Origin of the sequence: Sphingomonas sp. IBVSS2 (assembly GCF_002127225.1) — a bacterium.
GTDB lineage: Bacteria > Pseudomonadota > Alphaproteobacteria > Sphingomonadales > Sphingomonadaceae > Sphingomonas.
Window position 1 is genome coordinate 56,991 of record NZ_NFUR01000009.1, and the last position, 18,426, is coordinate 75,416.

Sequence of the window (18,426 nt, forward strand, 5' to 3'; positions counted from 1 at the left end):
TCCTCATTTCTGCTTGGCCGCGTCGCGAGCGGCGGCAATTGCCGAGATCTCGGGCGTGCCGGCGGGCGCGGTGGTGCTTCCGTTATTGCTAATCACCAGCATCTGCTCCCCGGGCGTGAACCTTGCCCAGCCCGGGTCGCCGGTCCTGGCGAACTTAACCCAATGGTCCGCGACCAGCTTCGCCGCGGCCATGTCGGCGGGGCCGGGCTTGCCGCCCGCCGCGGCGAGATTGTCGAACTGATAGGGCACGTCGGTGGCGTGCGAGGCGCCGGCGAGGGTCGCGCGCTTTTCCTCGGCGACATAGCCGAAGCGATAGAGCCAGGTCGGGGTGTGCGCGGCTTGCCGCCTGGCGAGCGAGAAGGCGGGCTCGGTGAAGGTATAGTCGCTCGGGATGTGGCGGTCATAGGCCTCGGCCGAGCCATAGGCGGCACGCACCACAGCGGCGCCGGCACCGAGCTTCTCGGTCGCCTTGGCGACGAAGCCCTTCATGAACGGCGCGGGGATGAAGCCGAGTTCGTCGCTGTTCGAGCCGGAGATATAGCGGATGCCGCGCGCCTTGCCGGCGGTGAGCAGCGCATCGGTGTCGCCGGTGACGATCCGGCCGTCGGTCATCGGGCCGGAATAATGCGCCTCGTCGCCGTTGAGCAGGTTGATGCCGCCCTGCACCGTGTCGGCGGGCAGCGCGCGGAGCGCGGCGAGATCCCCGGCACCGGCGCGCTTCGCGAAGGCCAGGCCCTTCGCCTCTCCGGCGGCGAGGTCCGGCCAGCTGTCGCGGCCGCCGCCCGACGCGGCGATCGCCTTGGCGAACAGGCCCTTGGCGGCCGGCGAGACCATCAGCCGGCCGACCGACTCCCCGCCCGCGGACTCGCCGAAGATGGTCATGTTGGCCGGATCGCCGCCGAACGCGGCGATGTTGCGCTTCACCCAGCGCAGCGCGGCGAGCTGGTCCATCAGCGCCCAGTTGCCGGTGGGGCCGGCGCCGGCCTCCCTGGTCAGCGCGGGATGGGCGAAGAAGCCGAACCGGCCGAGGCGATAGTTGAAGGTGACGACCACCACGCCGCGCCCGGCCAGGCGGGTGCCGTCGAGGATCGCGGCGCTGCCCGATCCGGTGGAGAAGCCGCCGCCATGGATATAGACCATCACCGGCAGTTTCGCTCCGGCGCGGGGCCGGGGCGTCCAGACGTTGAGGAACAGGCAGTCCTCGCTCATCGGCAGCGTGGTGTTGGCGACGTCGCCGGGCATTCGCGCCTGGACGCAGTCATTGCCATAGCCGGTCGCGGCGCGCGTGCCGGTCCAGGCCGGCGCCGGCATCGGCGCGTGCCAGCGCAGCGGACCGACCGGGGCGGCGGCATAGGGAATGCCCTTGAAGCTGGCCACGCCCTCGGCGGTCGTGCCGTGCAGGGTGCCGGCGGGTGCGCGGACCTCCTGTGCCTGGGCGGTGCCGGCAAGGGATAGCGACAGGGCGAGCAGGGACAGGGCGATCAGCGAAGTCTTCATTTCCGGCCCTCGGTGACGAAGGTGAAGCTGCCGGCACCGGTGGCGTAGACGGTTGCGGCATCGGTCTTGCGGAGCAGTGTTGCGCCTTCGGGCAGCGTGGCGGGTGCGCCGAAGCGAAGGGGTACCCAGATCTCGCCCACTGCGTTCATCGGCACGGTGGCGCTGAGGGTCAGGCGGCCATTCTCGACCTGCCATTCCGCCCGTGCCTCACCCTGGGGGGTCGCCATGGTCGCCGCGGCCGAAGCCAGGCCCTGGGGGATTTCCGGGCGGACCAGCACGGTGCGATAGCCCGGCGCACCGGGGCGCAGGCCGGCGAGGCGCTGGCGCATCCAGTCCGCGATCGAGCCGAAATAATGATGGTCGCGCGAGCGGGCATTGAGGCCCCAGGATTCGAACATCGTCTTGTGGCCGCTCTTCAGCCAGAAGCCCCAGCTCGGCTCGTCGGTGCGCGTCGCCAGGCGATAGGCGAGGTCGGCATGGCCATAGTCGCTGAGGATCTCGAGCAGGTAGCGCGTGCCGAACACCCCGGCGCGCAGGCCGCGGGCCTCGACATCCTTCGCGATCGTGTCGGCGATCTTCTGTGCCGTTCCCGCGGGCGCCATGCCGAAGGCGAGCGGCAGGATGTTCTGCGACTGGGTGGGGCCCTTGGTCGCGCCCTTGTCGTCCAGGGTGCGGTACCAGCCGTTCGCCGCATCCCAATAGCGGGCGTTATAGGCGCGGCGGATATCGGCGGCGAGCGCGGCATAGCGGTCCGCATCCGCCCGGTTGCCGATCACCGCCGAGGATCTGGCCAGCAGGTCGGCCTCGTGGAAGAAATAGGCGGTGGTGATCGCGTCGATCCCGCCATTGTTGGTGGCGAAGATGTCGAGCGGGCCGGGGGCGCTCCATTCGCTCAGGCCCCGGTCGTGGCGATAGTCGGGCGCCTTGAAGACGGTGGCGGTATAGTCGACCAGCCGCTTCTGCATGGCGTGCATGCGCGCCAGGATGCGGGTGTCGCCTTCGGTCTGGTAGAGTTCCCAGGGCAGGATCATCGCCGCGACGTCCCAGGGCGTCGACGGTCCCCAGACGAACGACCAGCCGGGCGTGCCCTCATAGCCGTAGAAGGGCGTGGCGGGCACGATCTCGGGCAGCTCGCCGCTGGGCGCCTGCGCGTCGGGATAGTCGTTCAGCCATTTGGTCCAGACGCGGGCGATGCCCAGGCTGCGCGCGGCAGCGCCGGCCGATGCCTGGGCGTCGCCGGTCCAGCCATTCTTCTCATAGGTCGGCGTATCGGTCTGATAGCCGTGCATGTTGTTCAGGATCGTGCGGATCGCGGCCTGGTCGATCTCGTTCAGCAGCGGATCGGCGCTGGCGAAGCTGCCGGTGCGGGCGACGGCGCTATGGGCGATCTTGCCGGTGAGCGTCGCCAGCGTCGGCGTGCCGGGATAGCCGCGCAGCTCGACATAGCGGAAGCCGCGATAGCCGAAGCTCGGCTCCCAATGCTCGGCTCCCGATCCGGCGAGCGTGTAGCGGTCGGTCTGCAGCTGCGCGTCGATCAGGCCCGAAGCGGGGACGACCATGCCGTCGTCGCCGATCCGCTCGCTGGCGACGAGCGATACGGTGGTGCCGCGCGGTCCGCGAACGTCGAGCGCGGTCCAGCCCGAGAAGATACGCCCGAAATCATAGACCCAGACGCCCGGCTTCACCTGGGTGAGCGAGGCGGGCGCGACTTGTTCGACCGGCGCGATCGGCTCGACATTGGCGGCCTGGAGGAAACCGTTCGGACCGTCCACTTGCCGCGCGGCGGTCCAGTCCTTGCCCGCGAAGCCCGGCCTGTCCCAGCCGGTGGGGCGCAGGCGCGCGTCGTAGCGCTCGCCGCGATGGACGGAATCGTTGCGGGTGGGGCCGGAGATGGTCCGCCAGCTGGCGTCGGTGGGGACCGACTGGCGCGATCCGTCGGCAAAGGTGATTTCGAGCTGGGCCTTGAGCGCCGGCTCGCCGTGCCAGGGCGCCTGGTCGAAATACCATTCGTTGGGATCGGTCAACCCGTACCAGCCGCGCCCCAGCTCGGCGCCGAGCACGTTCTGCCCGGCGCGAACGCGGTCGGTCACGTCATAGGTCTGGTAGAGGACGCGCTTGTCATAGGCGGTGAAGCCGCTGGCCATCGCGCTGGCGCCGACCGTGCCGCCGTTGAGATGCATGCGCGACCAGCCCGCGCCGGCGACATAGAGCCGCGCCGCCGCGATCTTCTTCGCGGGCAGGGTAAAGGCCTTGCGGGCCAGTGGGGCGGGGGCCTCGATCGGCAGGACGATGTCGATGTTCGGGACGCCGGCCGCGACGGTGAGGCCGTCCGCCTCGACGGTGCCGCCGACAAAGGGGTTGTCGTTGGCCGGGAAGCGGGTGGCGAAGGCCGGGCTGCCGGTGCCGGTGACGCTGACCGCGTGGATCGTCGCGGCGGCGGCTTCCCGGGACGAGAAGCCGATCGTGCCGTGCGGCTGGCTGGCATCGGTGAGCAGGTCGACCTGCCTGCCGTCGATCGCGGTGGCGATGCTGCTGCCCCGCGCGGTGATCGTGACCTTGTGGCGCACGCCCTTCAGCGTGATGCCGGTCAGCGGCACGCGCTTGAGCTCGGTGAGCTTGACGCCCGAGCTGCTGCCGCCCGGATAATGGCGGACGCGGGCGATCAGCACCGGGCCGGCCTTTTCCTCGGCCAGGGTCCAGACATAGGCTTCGCCATAGGTCTTGCCGGCGGCGCGGGCGCGGAAGAGCAGGTCGACCGAGCTGCCGGTGAGCGTCAGGTCGCTCTCGAAGCGGAGGTCGCTCCAGTCATGGTCGCGGCGGGCGGGGCCGGCGATCCAGCCCGCCGTCCAGTCGGCCGGGGCGAGCAGGCCCATCTCCCACCAGCCGGGCCGGCTCCAGCCGCTCTCGCGGCCATCGGCATCCCAGGTCCTGACCTGCCAGGAATAGCGGGTGCGCGCGGCCAGGGCGGGCCCCGCATAGGGGATCTGCGCATTGTCGGCCGAAGCCACCTTGCCGCTGTCCCAGATGGGCTTGCCCCCGGCCGTGACGCGGATCTGATAGGCCGCCTGGCGCTTCGCCGGGGAATGCCAGGCGAGGCGCGGGGCGGGTTCGTCGATGCCCAGTGCGGCATCGGAATATTCGACCGTCAGCCGGGTGGGTGCCGGACCGTCCTCCTGGGCGGATGCGGCCATGGCGGCGAGAAGCGCCATGGCCGCCGTACCCGAGACCAACAAGCTACGCATTGTCAGGACAGACGACGGAAGCGACACCCGATCCCTTTCCCTCAGAACTTGGTCCGGATGCCGAACGTGACGAGCCGTCCCAAGGTGCTGCCATTGGTATAGGCGGCGGCGCTGTTCAGCCAGGGCGGATCCCGGTCGAAGATGTTGTCGACGTTCAGCGTGAGCATCGCGTTCTTGATGAAGCCGTGCGCGCCAAGGTCATAGGCGAGGAAGGCGTCCACCGTCTGGAAGGCGCCCACCCGGGTCTGCGGCGAAACGCCGAGGATCGGGAAACCGCCCTTGTAGTTGTACGAGGCCGAGGCGATGAAGCCGCCCGACTTGCCGCCCAGCGTGGCAACGAAGGCAGTGCGGCCGACGCCGTTCTTCAGATCGTCCGTGAACGGCCCGCCGGAAACCGCCTGCGACTTGCGGCTGAGCGTGTAGGTGCCCGCGATGCTGGCGTTGAACGCGCCGAAGCCGGTCAGCCGGGTATAGGCCAGGTTGAAGTCGAGCCCGTCGGTGTTGACCGCGCCCAGATTGTTGCGGCGCGCATCGATCAGCACATAGGGGCTGAGCGGGCCGGCATAGAGGCTGGCGATGCTCGGCGCGCCGACCACGGCGAGGTTGCCCACCGCTGCCTGGGCCTGGGCCAGCGTCGGCCGCAGGATGTAGAAATTGGCATAGTTGGTGTTGGTGAACAGCGTCGGCGAGAGGAACGGCGCCAGGCCGATCGCGTCCTTGAACTTCACATTGTAGTAAGTGAGGTTCGCCACCAGGCCCGGGACCGCCTTCGGCGTCCAGTCGAAGCCGGCGGACCAGGTATCGGCGCGCTCGGGCTTCAGATTCGGGTTGCCGCCCGCCAGCACTATCGTCGCACGCGCCGGGTCGATGGGGGTGGCGCCCGGTGCGAGGAACGGGCTGTAGGGCAGCACGGTCGCGCGCGAGTCCGAGGTGTTCGTCGTATCGGCAAGGCTCGGCGCGTGGAACGAAGTGCCCCAATTGCCCCGGATCGTCAGGTCGATGAACGGCTTGTAGCTCACGCCGATCTTCGGATTGGTGGTGCCGCCCTGGTCGCTATAGTCGTCGTAGCGGACCGATGCCGAGAGCTGCAGCCCACGCAGGCCGGGGCTGCCGTTGCCGGCGCCGACGATCGGGATCATCAGCTCGCCAAAGGCCGAGCGCACGTCGCGCGAAGCGCGCGAGGTCTTGGCATTGGCATAGGAGCCGACCGCGCCCTGGGCGATGCGCGAGGAGATGTTCTCGTAATGATATTCCGCGCCCACCGCGAGGCGGACGTCGCCGCCCGCAAGATGCGCCAGCGAACCGTCGAGGATCAGCCGGCCCTCCGCCAGTTCCTGGGTGGCATCGCCGTAATTCTCGTAGTTCCGGATGGCGGCGAGGGCAGCGGGGCTGCTGGCCGCGAGGTCATAGGGATTGAGCGCCATGCCGGGGATCAGGCCGGCGAGCGCGAGCGACGCGGTGGTGGTGTCGAGCGCGGCTTCGCGCACGAGGTTGGTGCTGCGCCCGAAATTGCTCTCCGCCCGCAACTGCCACTTGTCGCCGATCGCGAAGGAGAAGCTGGGGGTGACGCCATAGGATTCGAAGCGCTGGCGGCTGGTCAGGCTGTTCCCATAGACGCTGGCGAACGAGAAGCTGGCGGTCTGCGAGGTCAGGCCCGCGATCGGACGGAAGAAGGGATTAAGCGCGGTGATCGTGCTCGAGAGCATGCCCTGGGCCTGGTTCACCACCGTGTCGCGCCGCGACCAATAGGCAGTCAAGCCGAAGGCGACATTGTCGTCGAGCTGCTGGGTCAGCGAGCCGAAGACCGAGTTGCGCTCCTCGCGCGGGAACAGGTCGGCATAGGCGTTCTGGTCGCACTTGTTGACCGTGCCGGGAGTGAGGCCGGGCACGGCATAGGTCGTCGTGCCGATCTGGATGTTGCCGGGCGCGCAGGTGCTGACGCGGAAATCGCCGCCGCCCTTCGAGCGGCGATCGGCCGAGGCATAGTCGCGATCGATGCCGAGGACATTGTCGTGCCAGACATGGGCGTAGGAGAGGAACAGCGAGCCGCTGCCCCAGTCCTTGCCGACGGTCAGGTTGCCGTCGACCGTCTTGTACTTGTCGGCGAAGCCGTAGCGCAGATTGGCGGAGACGCCGTCGAAGCGCTTGCGGGTGATGAAGTTCACCACGCCGCCGATCGCGTCCGAGCCGTAGATGGCCGAGCCGCCGTCCGGCACCACTTCGACGCGCTCGAGCACGTCGGGCGGCAGGATCGAGGGATCGACGGTGGTCTGCAGAATGCCCGCGCCGACGCCGCGATGGCCGTTGATCAGCACCAGCGTGGTGCTGCCGCCCGAAGCGCCGAGGTTGCGGATATTGGGACGCAGAACCGGCAGGCCGAACGATGCCGAGCCGACCGGGATCGTGCCGAAATTGCCGACCTGCGGGATCTTCGCGAGCAGATCGTTGGAGGAAGCGACGCCGCGCGCGGTGATCGTGTCGCGGGTGACGCCGATCACGTTGGTGCCGGTGGGCGCGACGCCGCGCAGCAGGGTGCCGGTGACGACGATGTTGCCCTGGGCTTCATCGCTGCCCTCATCGGCCGGCTGGGCCTCGGCCTGCGCGGCGTCGGGACCCGCCGGGGCGGTCTGCGCATGCGCTGTGCCGGCACAAGCCAGCATGGTGGCGAGGGCCAGCATCGAAAGCCCCGCCTGCTTCGCGAATCCGCGGACGCGCGGCTCCATGATCTCGGTGTTCATATTCCCTCCCCAATTGGTCCTTCGGACTCTCGTTTCCCGCGGGGTCATCGCCTTGCGCGGGATGGAATCACCCGTCCGAGCGATTTTCCACAATCATTCAATCTCGATCTTTTTCGATCATGTCAATGATCAAATTAGATTGCCGCAGAGGGGTCTGGGTGTCGGAAACCGGCGGGTATCCTGCTCATTCTCAATCGGCAAGGTGGGGGCGACGTGGCAAACCGGCGCGCACGACAAGCCCCGCCATCGGCGCCATGGCCGGAGTGCGCGGTCGCCCAGAGGCGGAAGGCCGGGCGAAATGGCTTGGGGCGCGCACCCGGCACGCCCCATCCTCACATTGTCATCGCAATCGTCTTCGCGTCTCGCGCCAAGGGGATCAGCGCGGCACATCCGATAATGGGACATGCCGCCAGAATCCGCGGATCTCGTCGTCATTGCCGGTAAGGTCGTAGCGCAGCAGCGAAACCGGCAGGCGGCCGGTGTTCATCAGATAGTCGTGATAGTCCCGGATCGAGAAGGCGTCGCCAAGCTGGCGGCGGCGATCGACCAGCAGCTTCTGGAGCTGCATCGCGCCGATCGTATAGGTCATGCCATAGCCCGGCGGACGGCGGATATAGATCCCCGCATCGGCGCGCGCGACATTGTCGTCCAGCCACGGCGTCCATTGCTTCCAGAACCGCATGGTCTCGCCCACGGTCATCTCGTTGCGCTGCATCTTCACGTCGCCGATCGTGCGCGCCGCGCGGAACAGGCCGAAGATATAGATCAGCTCGCGCGTGCGGGGCCGGTCGTCGAACAGGCCGAGCTGGAGCGCCGTCTCCTCGAGATAGAAGCCCCAGCCTTCGGTGCGCCCGCTGTCGTTCACCCGGCCGCGGATCGGATCGGTAACGCGCTTGCCGGTCATCCCGTCGAAGCGGTGGCCGGGGAAGGTGGCGTGGAGATGGTCCGGCGAGGCGTCGCGGAACTGGATCTGCTCCCAGAACATCGGTCCGGTGGGGCGCACGATCCAGGGCGCGTTGAAGCCCACTTCCTGATACGTGCCCGGGATATAGTCCGGGATGGTGATGATCTCCTCGTCCTTCAGCCATTTGCGGATCTTGGCATCGGTGCCGGCGAGCTGTGCTTCATATTCCTCGGCCGACTTGGGCAGCTGCAGCTCGGGGAGCTTGCGGTTGCGGTGCCGCTCGGTGGCATAGTCCGCCCAGAAGCGCGTGAGCTCGCGCTCGGCCAGCGTCACCACTTCGTCCGAGGTATAGGGCATCAGCCGCACATTGGTGAGGAACCAGTCATAGGCCGGCTTGCCGACCCCGGCACGGGCGGTCATCGCGGGGCGGGCAGCGGCGAGCCAGTCGCGAAAGCCGCGGATCGCGCCTTCGGCTGCCCCGATGTCCGCGAGCAGCGCGGGCTGCTGCTTCTGCGCGCGGCCGCGCAGGTCGGCGAACCAGCCGATCAGCCCCTCCGGTTCCACTGCGCGGTACGGCATGCCATGGCCCACGCCGTCACCGTGTGAGAGGCTGTGGAGCGCGAGATCGGCATAGTCCGCCGCCACCGAATCGAGATTGACTCGCGCCTGGGCCAGATAGGCGGGGATCGCCTTCAGCCGGATGCGGAAGCCGGCGAGCGCTTCGCCCTTCAGCGGCAGGTCGGCATAGGCCAGGCGTTGCAGGGCATCGACGTACATGCCCGGATCGCGCGCCCAGGGCTTGAGGATGTTCAGATTGAAATCCTCAAGGTCCATCTGTGCGCGGACGGCGAGATAATCGACCTGCTGGTGGCGATCCCAGCGCGCCACGGCGAAATCCGGGAGCTGGGCCTGGAAGCCGCGCAGCTCGATGCGGCGCTTCTCGACCGCCGCAGCTCCATAGTCGACCACGCCGTCCGCCGTCGGCGGCGTGCGCCAGGCATCGAAGGCCGTGAACAGCTTGACCAGATCGGCGTGACTGCGCGTGCCCTCGGGCGGCCCGTCGGGCTGGGCGGCAGCCCGTTTCGCGCTAGCCGGCACGATGCCGAACGCCGCCGGCGCGGCGCTCCCGGCCAGGAGCATCGCGATCACCAGTCCCCTTGCGCGCATGTCGATCTCCCCTTCGGTCTCCGGGCGCCCGGTGTTCGGGCGCCGCATCGTTCGGAATAAAACTAAAAACATGTGATTTGTAATGTGATGATCCCATGGCCGGCACTGGTCAAGAGGCACCGAATCGGTGTTATCTCGGCGGCATGCGGAGTGCCCCAGACCAGTCCGAAACGGTGCGAATCGGCAGGAAACCAAGAGTTTCCGGCCTTTGTTCCGGGGTTTGGAGAGGGCATGCTGCGGCTCGTCTGCCCCGCCGGAGCGATCCTCCGGCCCGGAAAAAACCGTGCGCAATCGCGGGTTTCCCGGCAGCTTTGTTACCAAGAAGCGACACTTTTCACATTTTTTCGTTACCCCGAATTGACCCTTCGTCCTTGATATGCTCAAAATCACGCACTTGTTCACGGAAATGGCGCGACCAACGACGCCGGAGCGGAGCGAGGCAGGTGGGCGTATCCATTCGGGGAGACACGGACATGGGCAGTAAGCGGGTTGCGGTGATGCGGGCGGGATTGCGGGGCGGCTCCGCGCTGTTCGCCACGATGATGATGATGGGCACGGCGATGGCGCAGACCGCCGAGCCGGAGGCGCAGGAAGCCGAGGCGATCGTCGTCACCGGCTCGCGCATCCCGCGTCCGGACGTCGATTCGAACAGCCCGGTCAACGTGATCGGCAGCGAGGAAATCCGCCAGACCGGCACGGCCGAGACCGAGCAGCTGCTCAACGCGCTGCCCCAGGCGGTCGCCGGCTCGGGCGCCCAGTCCAATGCGGGCAACGGCTCGGCCACGGTCAACCTGCGCAACCTCGGTGCGGCGCGCACCCTGGTGCTCCAGAACGGCCGCCGCATCGTCGGCGCCAGCCAGGACGGCGTCGTCGACATCAACATGATCCCGCCCTCGCTGATCGAGCGTGTCGAAGTCGTCACCGGCGGCGCTTCGGCGGTCTATGGCTCGGACGCGATGGCCGGCGTGGTGAACTTCGTCACCAAGACCAATTTCCAGGGCCTCGAAGTCAGCGGCCAATATGGCATCAGCGAGCGGGGCGATGCCGAGCGCTACAATATCGACTTCACCGTCGGCGGCAATTTCGGCGACGGCCGCGGCAACATCGTGTTCAACGGCAGCTATTACGACCGTTCGATGGTGAAGGGCGCCGCGCGCGACCACGCCTCGCTCTATCTGGTCGATGCCGTGCAGAACGGCAAGGGCGTGCTCGTCCCCGGCGGCAACGGCGTCACGCCGCAGGGCACCATCTTCACCCCGGCGCTGGTCGGCAAGCTGGATCAGTTCGGCAACACGATCGGCACCGCCGGCATCTTCTTCGCGCCCGAGGGGTGGCGTGCCTACAAGACCAGCGACGGCTTCAACGACCGTCCCTATACCAACCTCCAGATGCCGATGAAGCGCTGGTCGGGGGCGATCACCGGCCATTACGACGTGACCGACAACGTCACGGCCTTCTGGGAAGGCAATTACGTCCGCAGCGAGATCAACTCGACGCTGGGCGCGGTGCCGATGAGCAGCTCGGGCTTCCTGCCCAACTTCCAGTTCGATTTGCGCAATCCCTATCTGTCGTCGTCGCTGCGCGAGTTCCTGCGCACCAATCTCGACGGCGATGGCGACAATCTGGTCTCGCTCAACATCAATCGCCGCCTGCTCGACTTCGGTTCGCGCACCGACGACCAGACCCGCGAATTCTCGCGCTTCGTCGTCGGGCTGAAGGGCGCGTTGACCGACAAGCTGAACTGGGAAGCCTTCTACAATCAGGGCCATGTCCGGATCACCGAGGTCCAGGGCGGCGGCGTGCTGATCGACAATTTCGCCAATGCGTTCCTGACTAACCCCAGCAATCCCTATGCCTGCAAGGTGGCCGATCCGCGCTGCGTCACGATCAACCCGTTCGGGCTGATGTCGATGACCAAGCCGATGATCGACTATATCTACACCAACCTCACCAACATCACCGTCGTCGACCAGAAACAGGCCGGCGCCAGCATCACCGGCACGCTGTTCAAGCTGCCCGCCGGCAATGTCGGCATCTCGGTGGGTGCGGAATATCGCAAGGAAAGCTCCACCTTCACCCCCGACCAGCTCTACATCCAGGGCAAGGCGCTCTCGCGCTCGGCGGGCATCCAGGCGACCGGCGGCAGCTTCGACGTCAAGGAAGTCTATGGCGAGCTCGTCGTGCCGATCCTGGCCGATCTGCCCTTCGTCCACCTCCTCGCCTTCGAGGGCGGCATCCGCTACTCGGATTATTCCACCGCGGGTGGCGTGACGTCGTGGAAGGCGGGCGGCGAGTTCTCGCCGGTGAAGAGCCTGAAGATCCGCGGCCTCTATCAGCGGGCGGTGCGCGCGCCGAACGTGATCGAGCTCTATTCGGGCGCGACCAACACCGCGCCGCAGGCGACCGACTTCTGCAACGCCACCGGCGCCAACCGCACCGCGGCCGAGCGCAGCTTCTGCATCAACTCGCTGGGCGTGCCGGCGAGCGTGATCGATGTGTTCCAGCAGGAGAATGTCCAGATCCGCGCGATCACCGGCGGCAATCCCAACCTGAAGGAAGAGACTTCGGACACCTGGTCGCTCGGCGCGGTGTTCCGTCCGGAGTTCGTGCCGAACCTCCAGCTCACCGTCGACTATTACAACATCAAGATCGACGGCGCGATCGCGGCGTTCGGCGGCGGCCTCCAGTCGGTGATCACCGCCTGTCGCGCCAATCTGTCGATGAGCAACATCTTCTGCCAGCCGCTCAACCACCGCTCGTCGGACGGGCAGCTCTATGACGTGCCGCTGCTCAACGCGAACATCGCCTCGATGAAGACCGCGGGCGTCGATTTCCGCCTCGACTATCGCCACGACATCGGTTCGCTGGGCCGGCTGAGCTATTATCTGGCCGGCAGCTATCTGATCAACAGCATCGTGCAGAGCAGCCCGATCGTCGCGGCGGTCGATTGCGCGGGCTATATCGGCGGCGGCACCTGCGGCAACGCCAATCCCAAGTGGCGCTTCACCCAGCGCCTGACCTGGGACGTCTCCGATGCCTTCCAGGTTTCGCTGCGGCACCGGTTCCTCGGCTCGGCGAAGGACGGGCGGATCGCCGCCGCCAAGGCCTCGGGCGGGGCGATGCCGCTGCTCGCGGTGCCGGAGACCGGGCAGATCAGCTATTTCGACCTGAGCGCGTCCTACGACATCGACAAGAGCCTGAGCATCTACGGCATGATCGACAATCTCGGCGATCACAACCCGCCGTTCCAATTGTACGAGCGCGATACCTATGATGCGATCGGTCGCCGGTTCACGATCGGCTTCCGCAAGAAGTTCTGATGCCCCAAGTCCGGCGGCGGCGGCGATCCCCCGCCGCCGCCGGCAACCGGCTCCGGCAGCGTCGACAAGTGGTGAAGGTGTTGGGAAGATGATCAAGTTCAGCGTTTCCGTCCGGGCGATGTCGGTGGCTCTCATGATCGCCTCGCCGGGCGCGGCGGCCCCCGCACTCGCCCAGCAACCGGCCCAGGGGCCGGTCCGGGGTGCCGCCGGCGTGCCCGGTACCAGCTTCTCGATCGACGAACTCTATCGCTACAAGAGCCTCGTGGGGCTCGACCCCCAGGGCTATAGCTGGGCGGCGGACGGCAGCGCCGTGCTCTTCCTGTGGAACGACGAAGGCTATTCGTTCCGCGACATCTGGTCCTGGTCGCCCAGGACCGGGCAGAAGACCCGGCTGACCTTCCTCGGCAAGGACAGCAAGCCCGAGGCGGAGCAGCGGGGCATCGCCCAGGCGGTGTTCCTCGACAAGGGACGCGTCGCCTTCACCCTGGGCGGGCAGCTCCATATCCGTGAGGCGGATGGTAGGATCGCGAAAGTGGAGGCCGACAAGCGCGGCATCCGCAAGCTCGCCGTCTCGCCCGACGGCGGCAAGCTCGCCTTTGTCGCGGCTGCGCCTGCCGCAACCCCGGTGGCCGCCGGCGGCCAGCTCTGGGTGCGGAGCGCGGCGGCGGGGGAGGGGGGCAGCGCCACCCGCCTGATCGGCAGCGACGATCCCAAACTCTATATCGAAGACTATAAATGGGCCGATAGCGGCACGGCGATCGCCTTCCAGCAGGCCGACGACCGCGCCATGCCCGAGCGCGACATCTACTACGACGCCAAGGGCAAGCTGCAGAACAATCGCGTGATCCGCGCCTTTCCGGGCGAGGAGACCAGCAAGACGGCGATCGGCGTGGTCGATCTGGCGACGGGCCGGTCCCGCCTGTTCGAGCGCCCGGATGCCAAGCACGATGTCTGGGGCTATGGCCTGTCGCATGACGGCAAGCGGCTGTTCGTCAGCAGCGCCGACATGGAGGCCAAGGAACACAGCATATATCTCTATGACGCCGCCACCGGCGCGCGCGAGACCTTCTACCAGCTGCGCGAGCCCAGGCACCTCCGGCCCGACTGGCAAGTCGCCTGGGCGCCGGGCGACGACGGCCTGATCCTCCTCACCGATCGCGACGGCTGGCTCCAGCTCTACCACCAGCGCAAGGCCGGCGAGACGCCGCGCCAGATCACCAGCGGCAAGTGGGAAATCGCCTCGTTCGCGGTCGATGCGAAGAACAGGCAGCTCTATTTCACCGCCAACAAGTCGGCGTTGCAGGACCGCCAACTCTACCGGGTGCCGGTCGCGGGCGGAGAGATCGAGCAGATGAGCGGTCCGGCCGGCGGCACGCACGAGCCGGTCTATTCCCCCGATTTCAGCAAGATCGCCGACTGGTACAGCAATGACGACCTGCCGCCCGAGCTGTTCGTCATCGATACGGCGAAGCCGGGCAAGGCGGCACAGGTCACCAAGTCGCCCCAGCCCGATTTCTACGGCCAGACCTGGGCGAAGACCAGCTATGTCCAGTTCCCTAGCCATGTCGACGGGATCAACCTGCTCGGCCGCGTCAGCGTCCCCGCCGATTTCGATCCGGCGAAGAAATATCCGGTGATCGTCGGCTCGGTCTATTCGGACGCGGTCCACAACCAATGGGGCGGCCGCCGCGCCCACCCGACCTGGGGGCTCGACCAGTATCTGGTTGCGCAGGGCTATATCGTCCTGACGGTCAACATCCGCGGCTCCTGGGGGCAGGGACGGGAGCACAACCAGACGCAATATCAGAGCTATGGCGAGACCGACATCAACGATCTGGAGAGCGGCGTCCGCTATCTGATCGCCCAGGGCTATGCCGATCCGAAGCGCATCGGCATCTGGGGCTCCAGCTATGGCGGGCTGATGACGATCATGTCGCTGTCGAAGAAACCCGGACTCTATGCCGCGGGCATTGCCGGCGCGCCCGCCACCAATGTCTGGCACGCCTTCCCGGCGCAGATGTGGATCATGGGGCCGCCCGAGGGGCCGGACATGCCCGGGCGCTACGAGGCGCAGTCGGCGCTCTATCAGGCCAAGGGGATCAGGGACCCGCTGATGATCATCCATGGCACTCGCGATTCCGTGGTGCTCTATTCGGACACGATGGCGCTGGCCGAGCAGATGATCCAGCGCGAGCAGATGTTCGAGCTGGTGACGCTGCCCGGCGCCAACCACCCCTGGGACGCCGAGAACATCCCGCAGACGCGCTTCTCGTTCAAGAAGATGGTCGAATTCTTCGATCGTAACGTGAAGAACCGGAAGTAGCATGCTGGGTCGGGGCATCGCGGCATTGATGGGAGGCGCCACTTTGCTGGTGGCCCAGGTGGCTGCCCGGCCGGCGACTGCCCAGCCGGCCGTCCAGCAGCTGGGCGCGGATTTCTGGGCCTGGCGCGGCATCACCCAGCCCGCGAGCAGCGACGACATCCCACGCATCGCGCGGCCCGCCGGCTGGCTGCCCGACTGGTCGCCCGCCGCCGTCGCCGCCCAGCGCCGGCAGCTCGCCACGTTCGAGGCGCGCTGGAAGGCGCTGGAGCGCGCTCCGCAAAGCATCGGCGAGAAGGTCGATTACCGGCTGGTCGGTTCGGCGCTCGCCCGTGTCCATTGGGAAATGGATCACATCGCCGCCTGGCGCCGACAGCCGCATTTCTACACCGCCCAGGCGCTGAACCCGGTGTTCGAGGTCTTGCTGCCCAAGCCGCCGGTCTCGCATGCGCGGCTGGACGAAGTGATCCACCTGCTCGGCAACGCCCCGGCGATCCTCGCGGCCGGCCGTGCAAACCTGAACGACATGCGCGGACCGTTCGTGGACGTCGCGCTCGGCCAGCTCGCCGACGTGCCGGAGAGCCTGCGCGGCATGGCGACCGGGCTCGCCCCCTATGCCGATGCCGCGCAGAGGAAGCGGCTCGGTGTCGTGGTCGAGAAGGCGATTGCGGCGTTCGCGGGGTACACCGCGTTCCTCAAGTCGAAGCGCGCCGGCCTGTCCGAGCAGACCGCTGTCGGCCGGGAGTCCTATCTCTATTTCCTCGGCAATGTCGGCATCTATCCCTATTCGCCCGAGCAGCTCGTCGCGATGGGCCGCCAGGAATGGGCACGCTCGGTGCTGTTCGAAACGCTCGAGCGCAATCGCAATGCCGGGCTCCCCGAGCTGCCGATCGGCCCTTCGATCGGCGCGGTCACGACGCAGCTCGATGCGGATGAGCTGAAGGTCCGCAAGTTCCTCACCGACAAGAACCTCCTCACGGTTCCGGACTGGGTCGGCCACTACAAGGCCCAGCCTTTCCCCGCCTATCTGGCGCCGATCGGCTGGCTGGGGCGCACCTTCGACTTCACCAGCATCGATCGCACGGGGCAGGACGCGACGGTCTATCTCCCCGATCCCTCGCCCAAGCTCGGCTATTTCAACCTTTCGATCGCGCGCGATCCGCGACCCATCATCGTGCATGAGGGCGTGCCGGGCCATTTCTTCCAGCTCAGCCTCAGCTGGCGGAACCCCGATCCGCTGCGCCGCCGCTATTACGATAGCGGCGCGAACGAAGGCACCGGCTTCTATGCCGAGGAGATGATGCTCCAGGCGGGCTTCTGGGCCGATGCGCCCAAGACGCGCGAGATCATCTATAATTTCGCACGGTTGCGTGCCCTTCGGGTCGAAGTGGACGTGAAGCTGGCGCTAGGTGAATTCACCATCGCCCAGGCTGCGGACTATCTGGAGAGGATGGTCCCGATGGACCGGGCGACGGCGCGCGAGGAAGCCACCTTCTTCGCCGCCGCGCCCGGCCAGGCGATCAGCTATCAGATCGGCAAGATGCAGACGACCGAGTTCCTCGCGGAAGCCCGGGTGCGCGAAGGCAAGTCCTTCGATCTCAAGCGCTTCCACGACTATCTCTGGACCAACGGCAATGTGCCGATCGCGCTGCAGCGGGAAGAATATCTGTCGATGGCGACGGGCGAATAGGGGGGTATGCTTTCGATGGATCTGGTACGTTTCACGGAGCCGAGATCGGGGCTGTCGGCCCGTTGCCGCCTGCTCCCGCAAGCGGCGCCGCAATCCTGCGCATTCCTGCGCGACCTCGCCGCGCGGCACGCATCGTTCGAGGCGATGCACGCGATCTGGACCGGGCCGGAGATCTCGATCCCGCTGCCGTCCGCCAGCCTGCCGGAGGGCATGGCCCAGCCGCCGATCCCGGCCGAGAACGCCACCTCCCATCCTGGCGCCGGCGACATCGTGCTCGCTTATCTCGCGCCGGGCAGCACCCAGGGCCTGCCGCCCGGGCCCTTTTACGACATCGGCATCTTCTACGGCGCCGGCGGGCGGCTGCTGATGCCGTTCGGCTGGATCCAGGCCAATGTCTGCGCCCGCATCCTCGACGAGGATCTGGAAAAGGCCGTGGCGGATTGCCGCGCGATCCGTCGCAGCGGCGCCTGCACCATCACTGTCGAGCCGGCCTGAGGGGGGCGGGACATGACCTATGCCGATCTGATGTCCTTTCTCGGGCACTGGGTGCTTCCCGGCTCGCTGATCGCGATCATGGCCTCGATGGGCCTGTCGCTCACCGCCGAGGATTTCCGCCAGGTTTTCCGCAACAAGCGCGCATTGATCTTCGGTGTCTGCTCGATGCTGATCGTGCCGCCGCTGATCGGGCTCACGCTCGCGCTCACCGTGGCGCCTACGCCGGCGCTGGCGGTCGGCTTCGTGCTGCTCGCCACCACCCCGGGCGGCATGCTCTCCAACCTGTTCACCGACATGGCCAAGGGCGATCTCGCCCTGTCGATGTCGATGACCTTGCTGCTCAGCATGATCTACATCTTCGCCGTGCCCTTCTACGCGCATTTCGCGCTGGCCCATTTCATGGGGCTGGAGGCGGATGTGAAGGTGCCGCTGGCCTCGTTCTTCTGGGACATCTTCTCGATCACGGTACTGCCCGCCGCCGCCGGCTTCACGCTGCGCGCGCTGCGCCCCGGCTTCGCGATCGCATTCAAGAAATACCTCAAGAACATCGCCACGATCGTGCTGTTCACCGCCTTCGGCTTCATCCTGTTCGACCAGGTGCCGGTGCTGCGCGAGAATCTGGGCGCGCTGTTCTGGATCACCGTGGCGCTCAACCTGATCATGGTCTGCGTGGTGATGACGATCGTGCGCTTCGCCGGCTTCACCCGGCGCGAGAACATCGCGATCGGGATCGAGCATCTGATGCGGCAGGAGGGCACCGCCATCTTCATCGCGGTGAGCATCGTCGGCAACAACGAGATGTCGCTGCCGATGATCATGAACACGCCGGTGGCGCTCTGCTTCGTGCTGGCCTTCGTCACCATCGCGCGCCGCACCGAGCGCGCGGGGAGAGCCACGCCCGGCGCCTGAGGTCCTTTTGAGAACAACGCCTCTTTCAGGGGCACGCAAACACCGCTCCCTCGCGGGGCGAACAGAGAGTTCGATAGTACATGCAAACGTCCCGTGTCACGGACGTCGCGGGGGCGCTTTTGTCCCTCGCGCCGGCCTCCAGCC

9 protein-coding genes are annotated in these 18,426 nt (G+C 67.2%); 5 read left to right on the top strand and 4 right to left on the bottom strand.

What is annotated here, in order from left to right; translation table 11 throughout:
* Nucleotides 1–3: 3 nt before the first annotated feature.
* From CAP40_RS19930 to CAP40_RS19945, 4 genes are all read right to left on the bottom strand, one after another.
* Entirely contained in the window at nt 4–1,497 is a 1,494-nt protein-coding gene (locus tag CAP40_RS19930) for a carboxylesterase/lipase family protein (protein WP_179188395.1), read from the bottom strand.
* Nucleotides 1,494–4,739, bottom strand: coding sequence for an alpha-L-rhamnosidase (locus tag CAP40_RS19935; protein ID WP_086131316.1), 3,246 nt, complete (start codon nt 4,737–4,739; stop codon nt 1,494–1,496). Before CAP40_RS19935 ends, CAP40_RS19930 begins: the two co-directional genes overlap by 4 nt.
* Before the next feature lie 41 nt (nt 4,740–4,780).
* A complete protein-coding gene (locus tag CAP40_RS19940) occupies nt 4,781–7,477 on the bottom strand; it encodes a TonB-dependent receptor domain-containing protein (RefSeq protein ID WP_179188396.1) in 2,697 nt (898 codons plus the stop codon).
* A gap of 376 nt (nt 7,478–7,853) precedes the next feature.
* Entirely contained in the window at nt 7,854–9,548 is a 1,695-nt protein-coding gene (locus CAP40_RS19945) for a DUF885 family protein (protein WP_179188397.1), read from the bottom strand.
* Nucleotides 9,549–10,021: 473 nt separating this feature from the next.
* Here CAP40_RS19945 and CAP40_RS19950 point away from each other — a divergent pair, with 473 nt between their 5' ends.
* The 5 genes from CAP40_RS19950 (at nt 10,022) to CAP40_RS19970 (ending at nt 18,282) form a co-directional block, all read left to right on the top strand.
* Nucleotides 10,022–12,868 (top strand): TonB-dependent siderophore receptor, encoded by a 2,847-nt coding sequence (locus CAP40_RS19950; protein WP_179188398.1) that lies wholly within the window; start codon nt 10,022–10,024, stop codon nt 12,866–12,868.
* An 88-nt stretch (nt 12,869–12,956) separates the two neighbouring features.
* A complete protein-coding gene (locus CAP40_RS19955) occupies nt 12,957–15,191 on the top strand; it encodes a prolyl oligopeptidase family serine peptidase (RefSeq protein ID WP_179188399.1) in 2,235 nt (744 codons plus the stop codon).
* A 1-nt stretch (nt 15,192) separates the two neighbouring features.
* Nucleotides 15,193–16,878 (top strand): DUF885 family protein, encoded by a 1,686-nt coding sequence (locus CAP40_RS19960; protein WP_086131321.1) that lies wholly within the window; start codon nt 15,193–15,195, stop codon nt 16,876–16,878.
* A 15-nt stretch (nt 16,879–16,893) separates the two neighbouring features.
* A complete protein-coding gene (locus CAP40_RS19965) occupies nt 16,894–17,373 on the top strand; it encodes a DUF3830 family protein (RefSeq protein WP_179188400.1) in 480 nt (159 codons plus the stop codon).
* A gap of 12 nt (nt 17,374–17,385) precedes the next feature.
* Nucleotides 17,386–18,282: a bile acid:sodium symporter family protein gene (locus tag CAP40_RS19970; RefSeq protein ID WP_086131323.1), complete on the top strand. Its 897-nt coding sequence runs from the start codon at nt 17,386–17,388 to the stop codon at nt 18,280–18,282.
* Nucleotides 18,283–18,426: the final 144 nt, after the last annotated feature.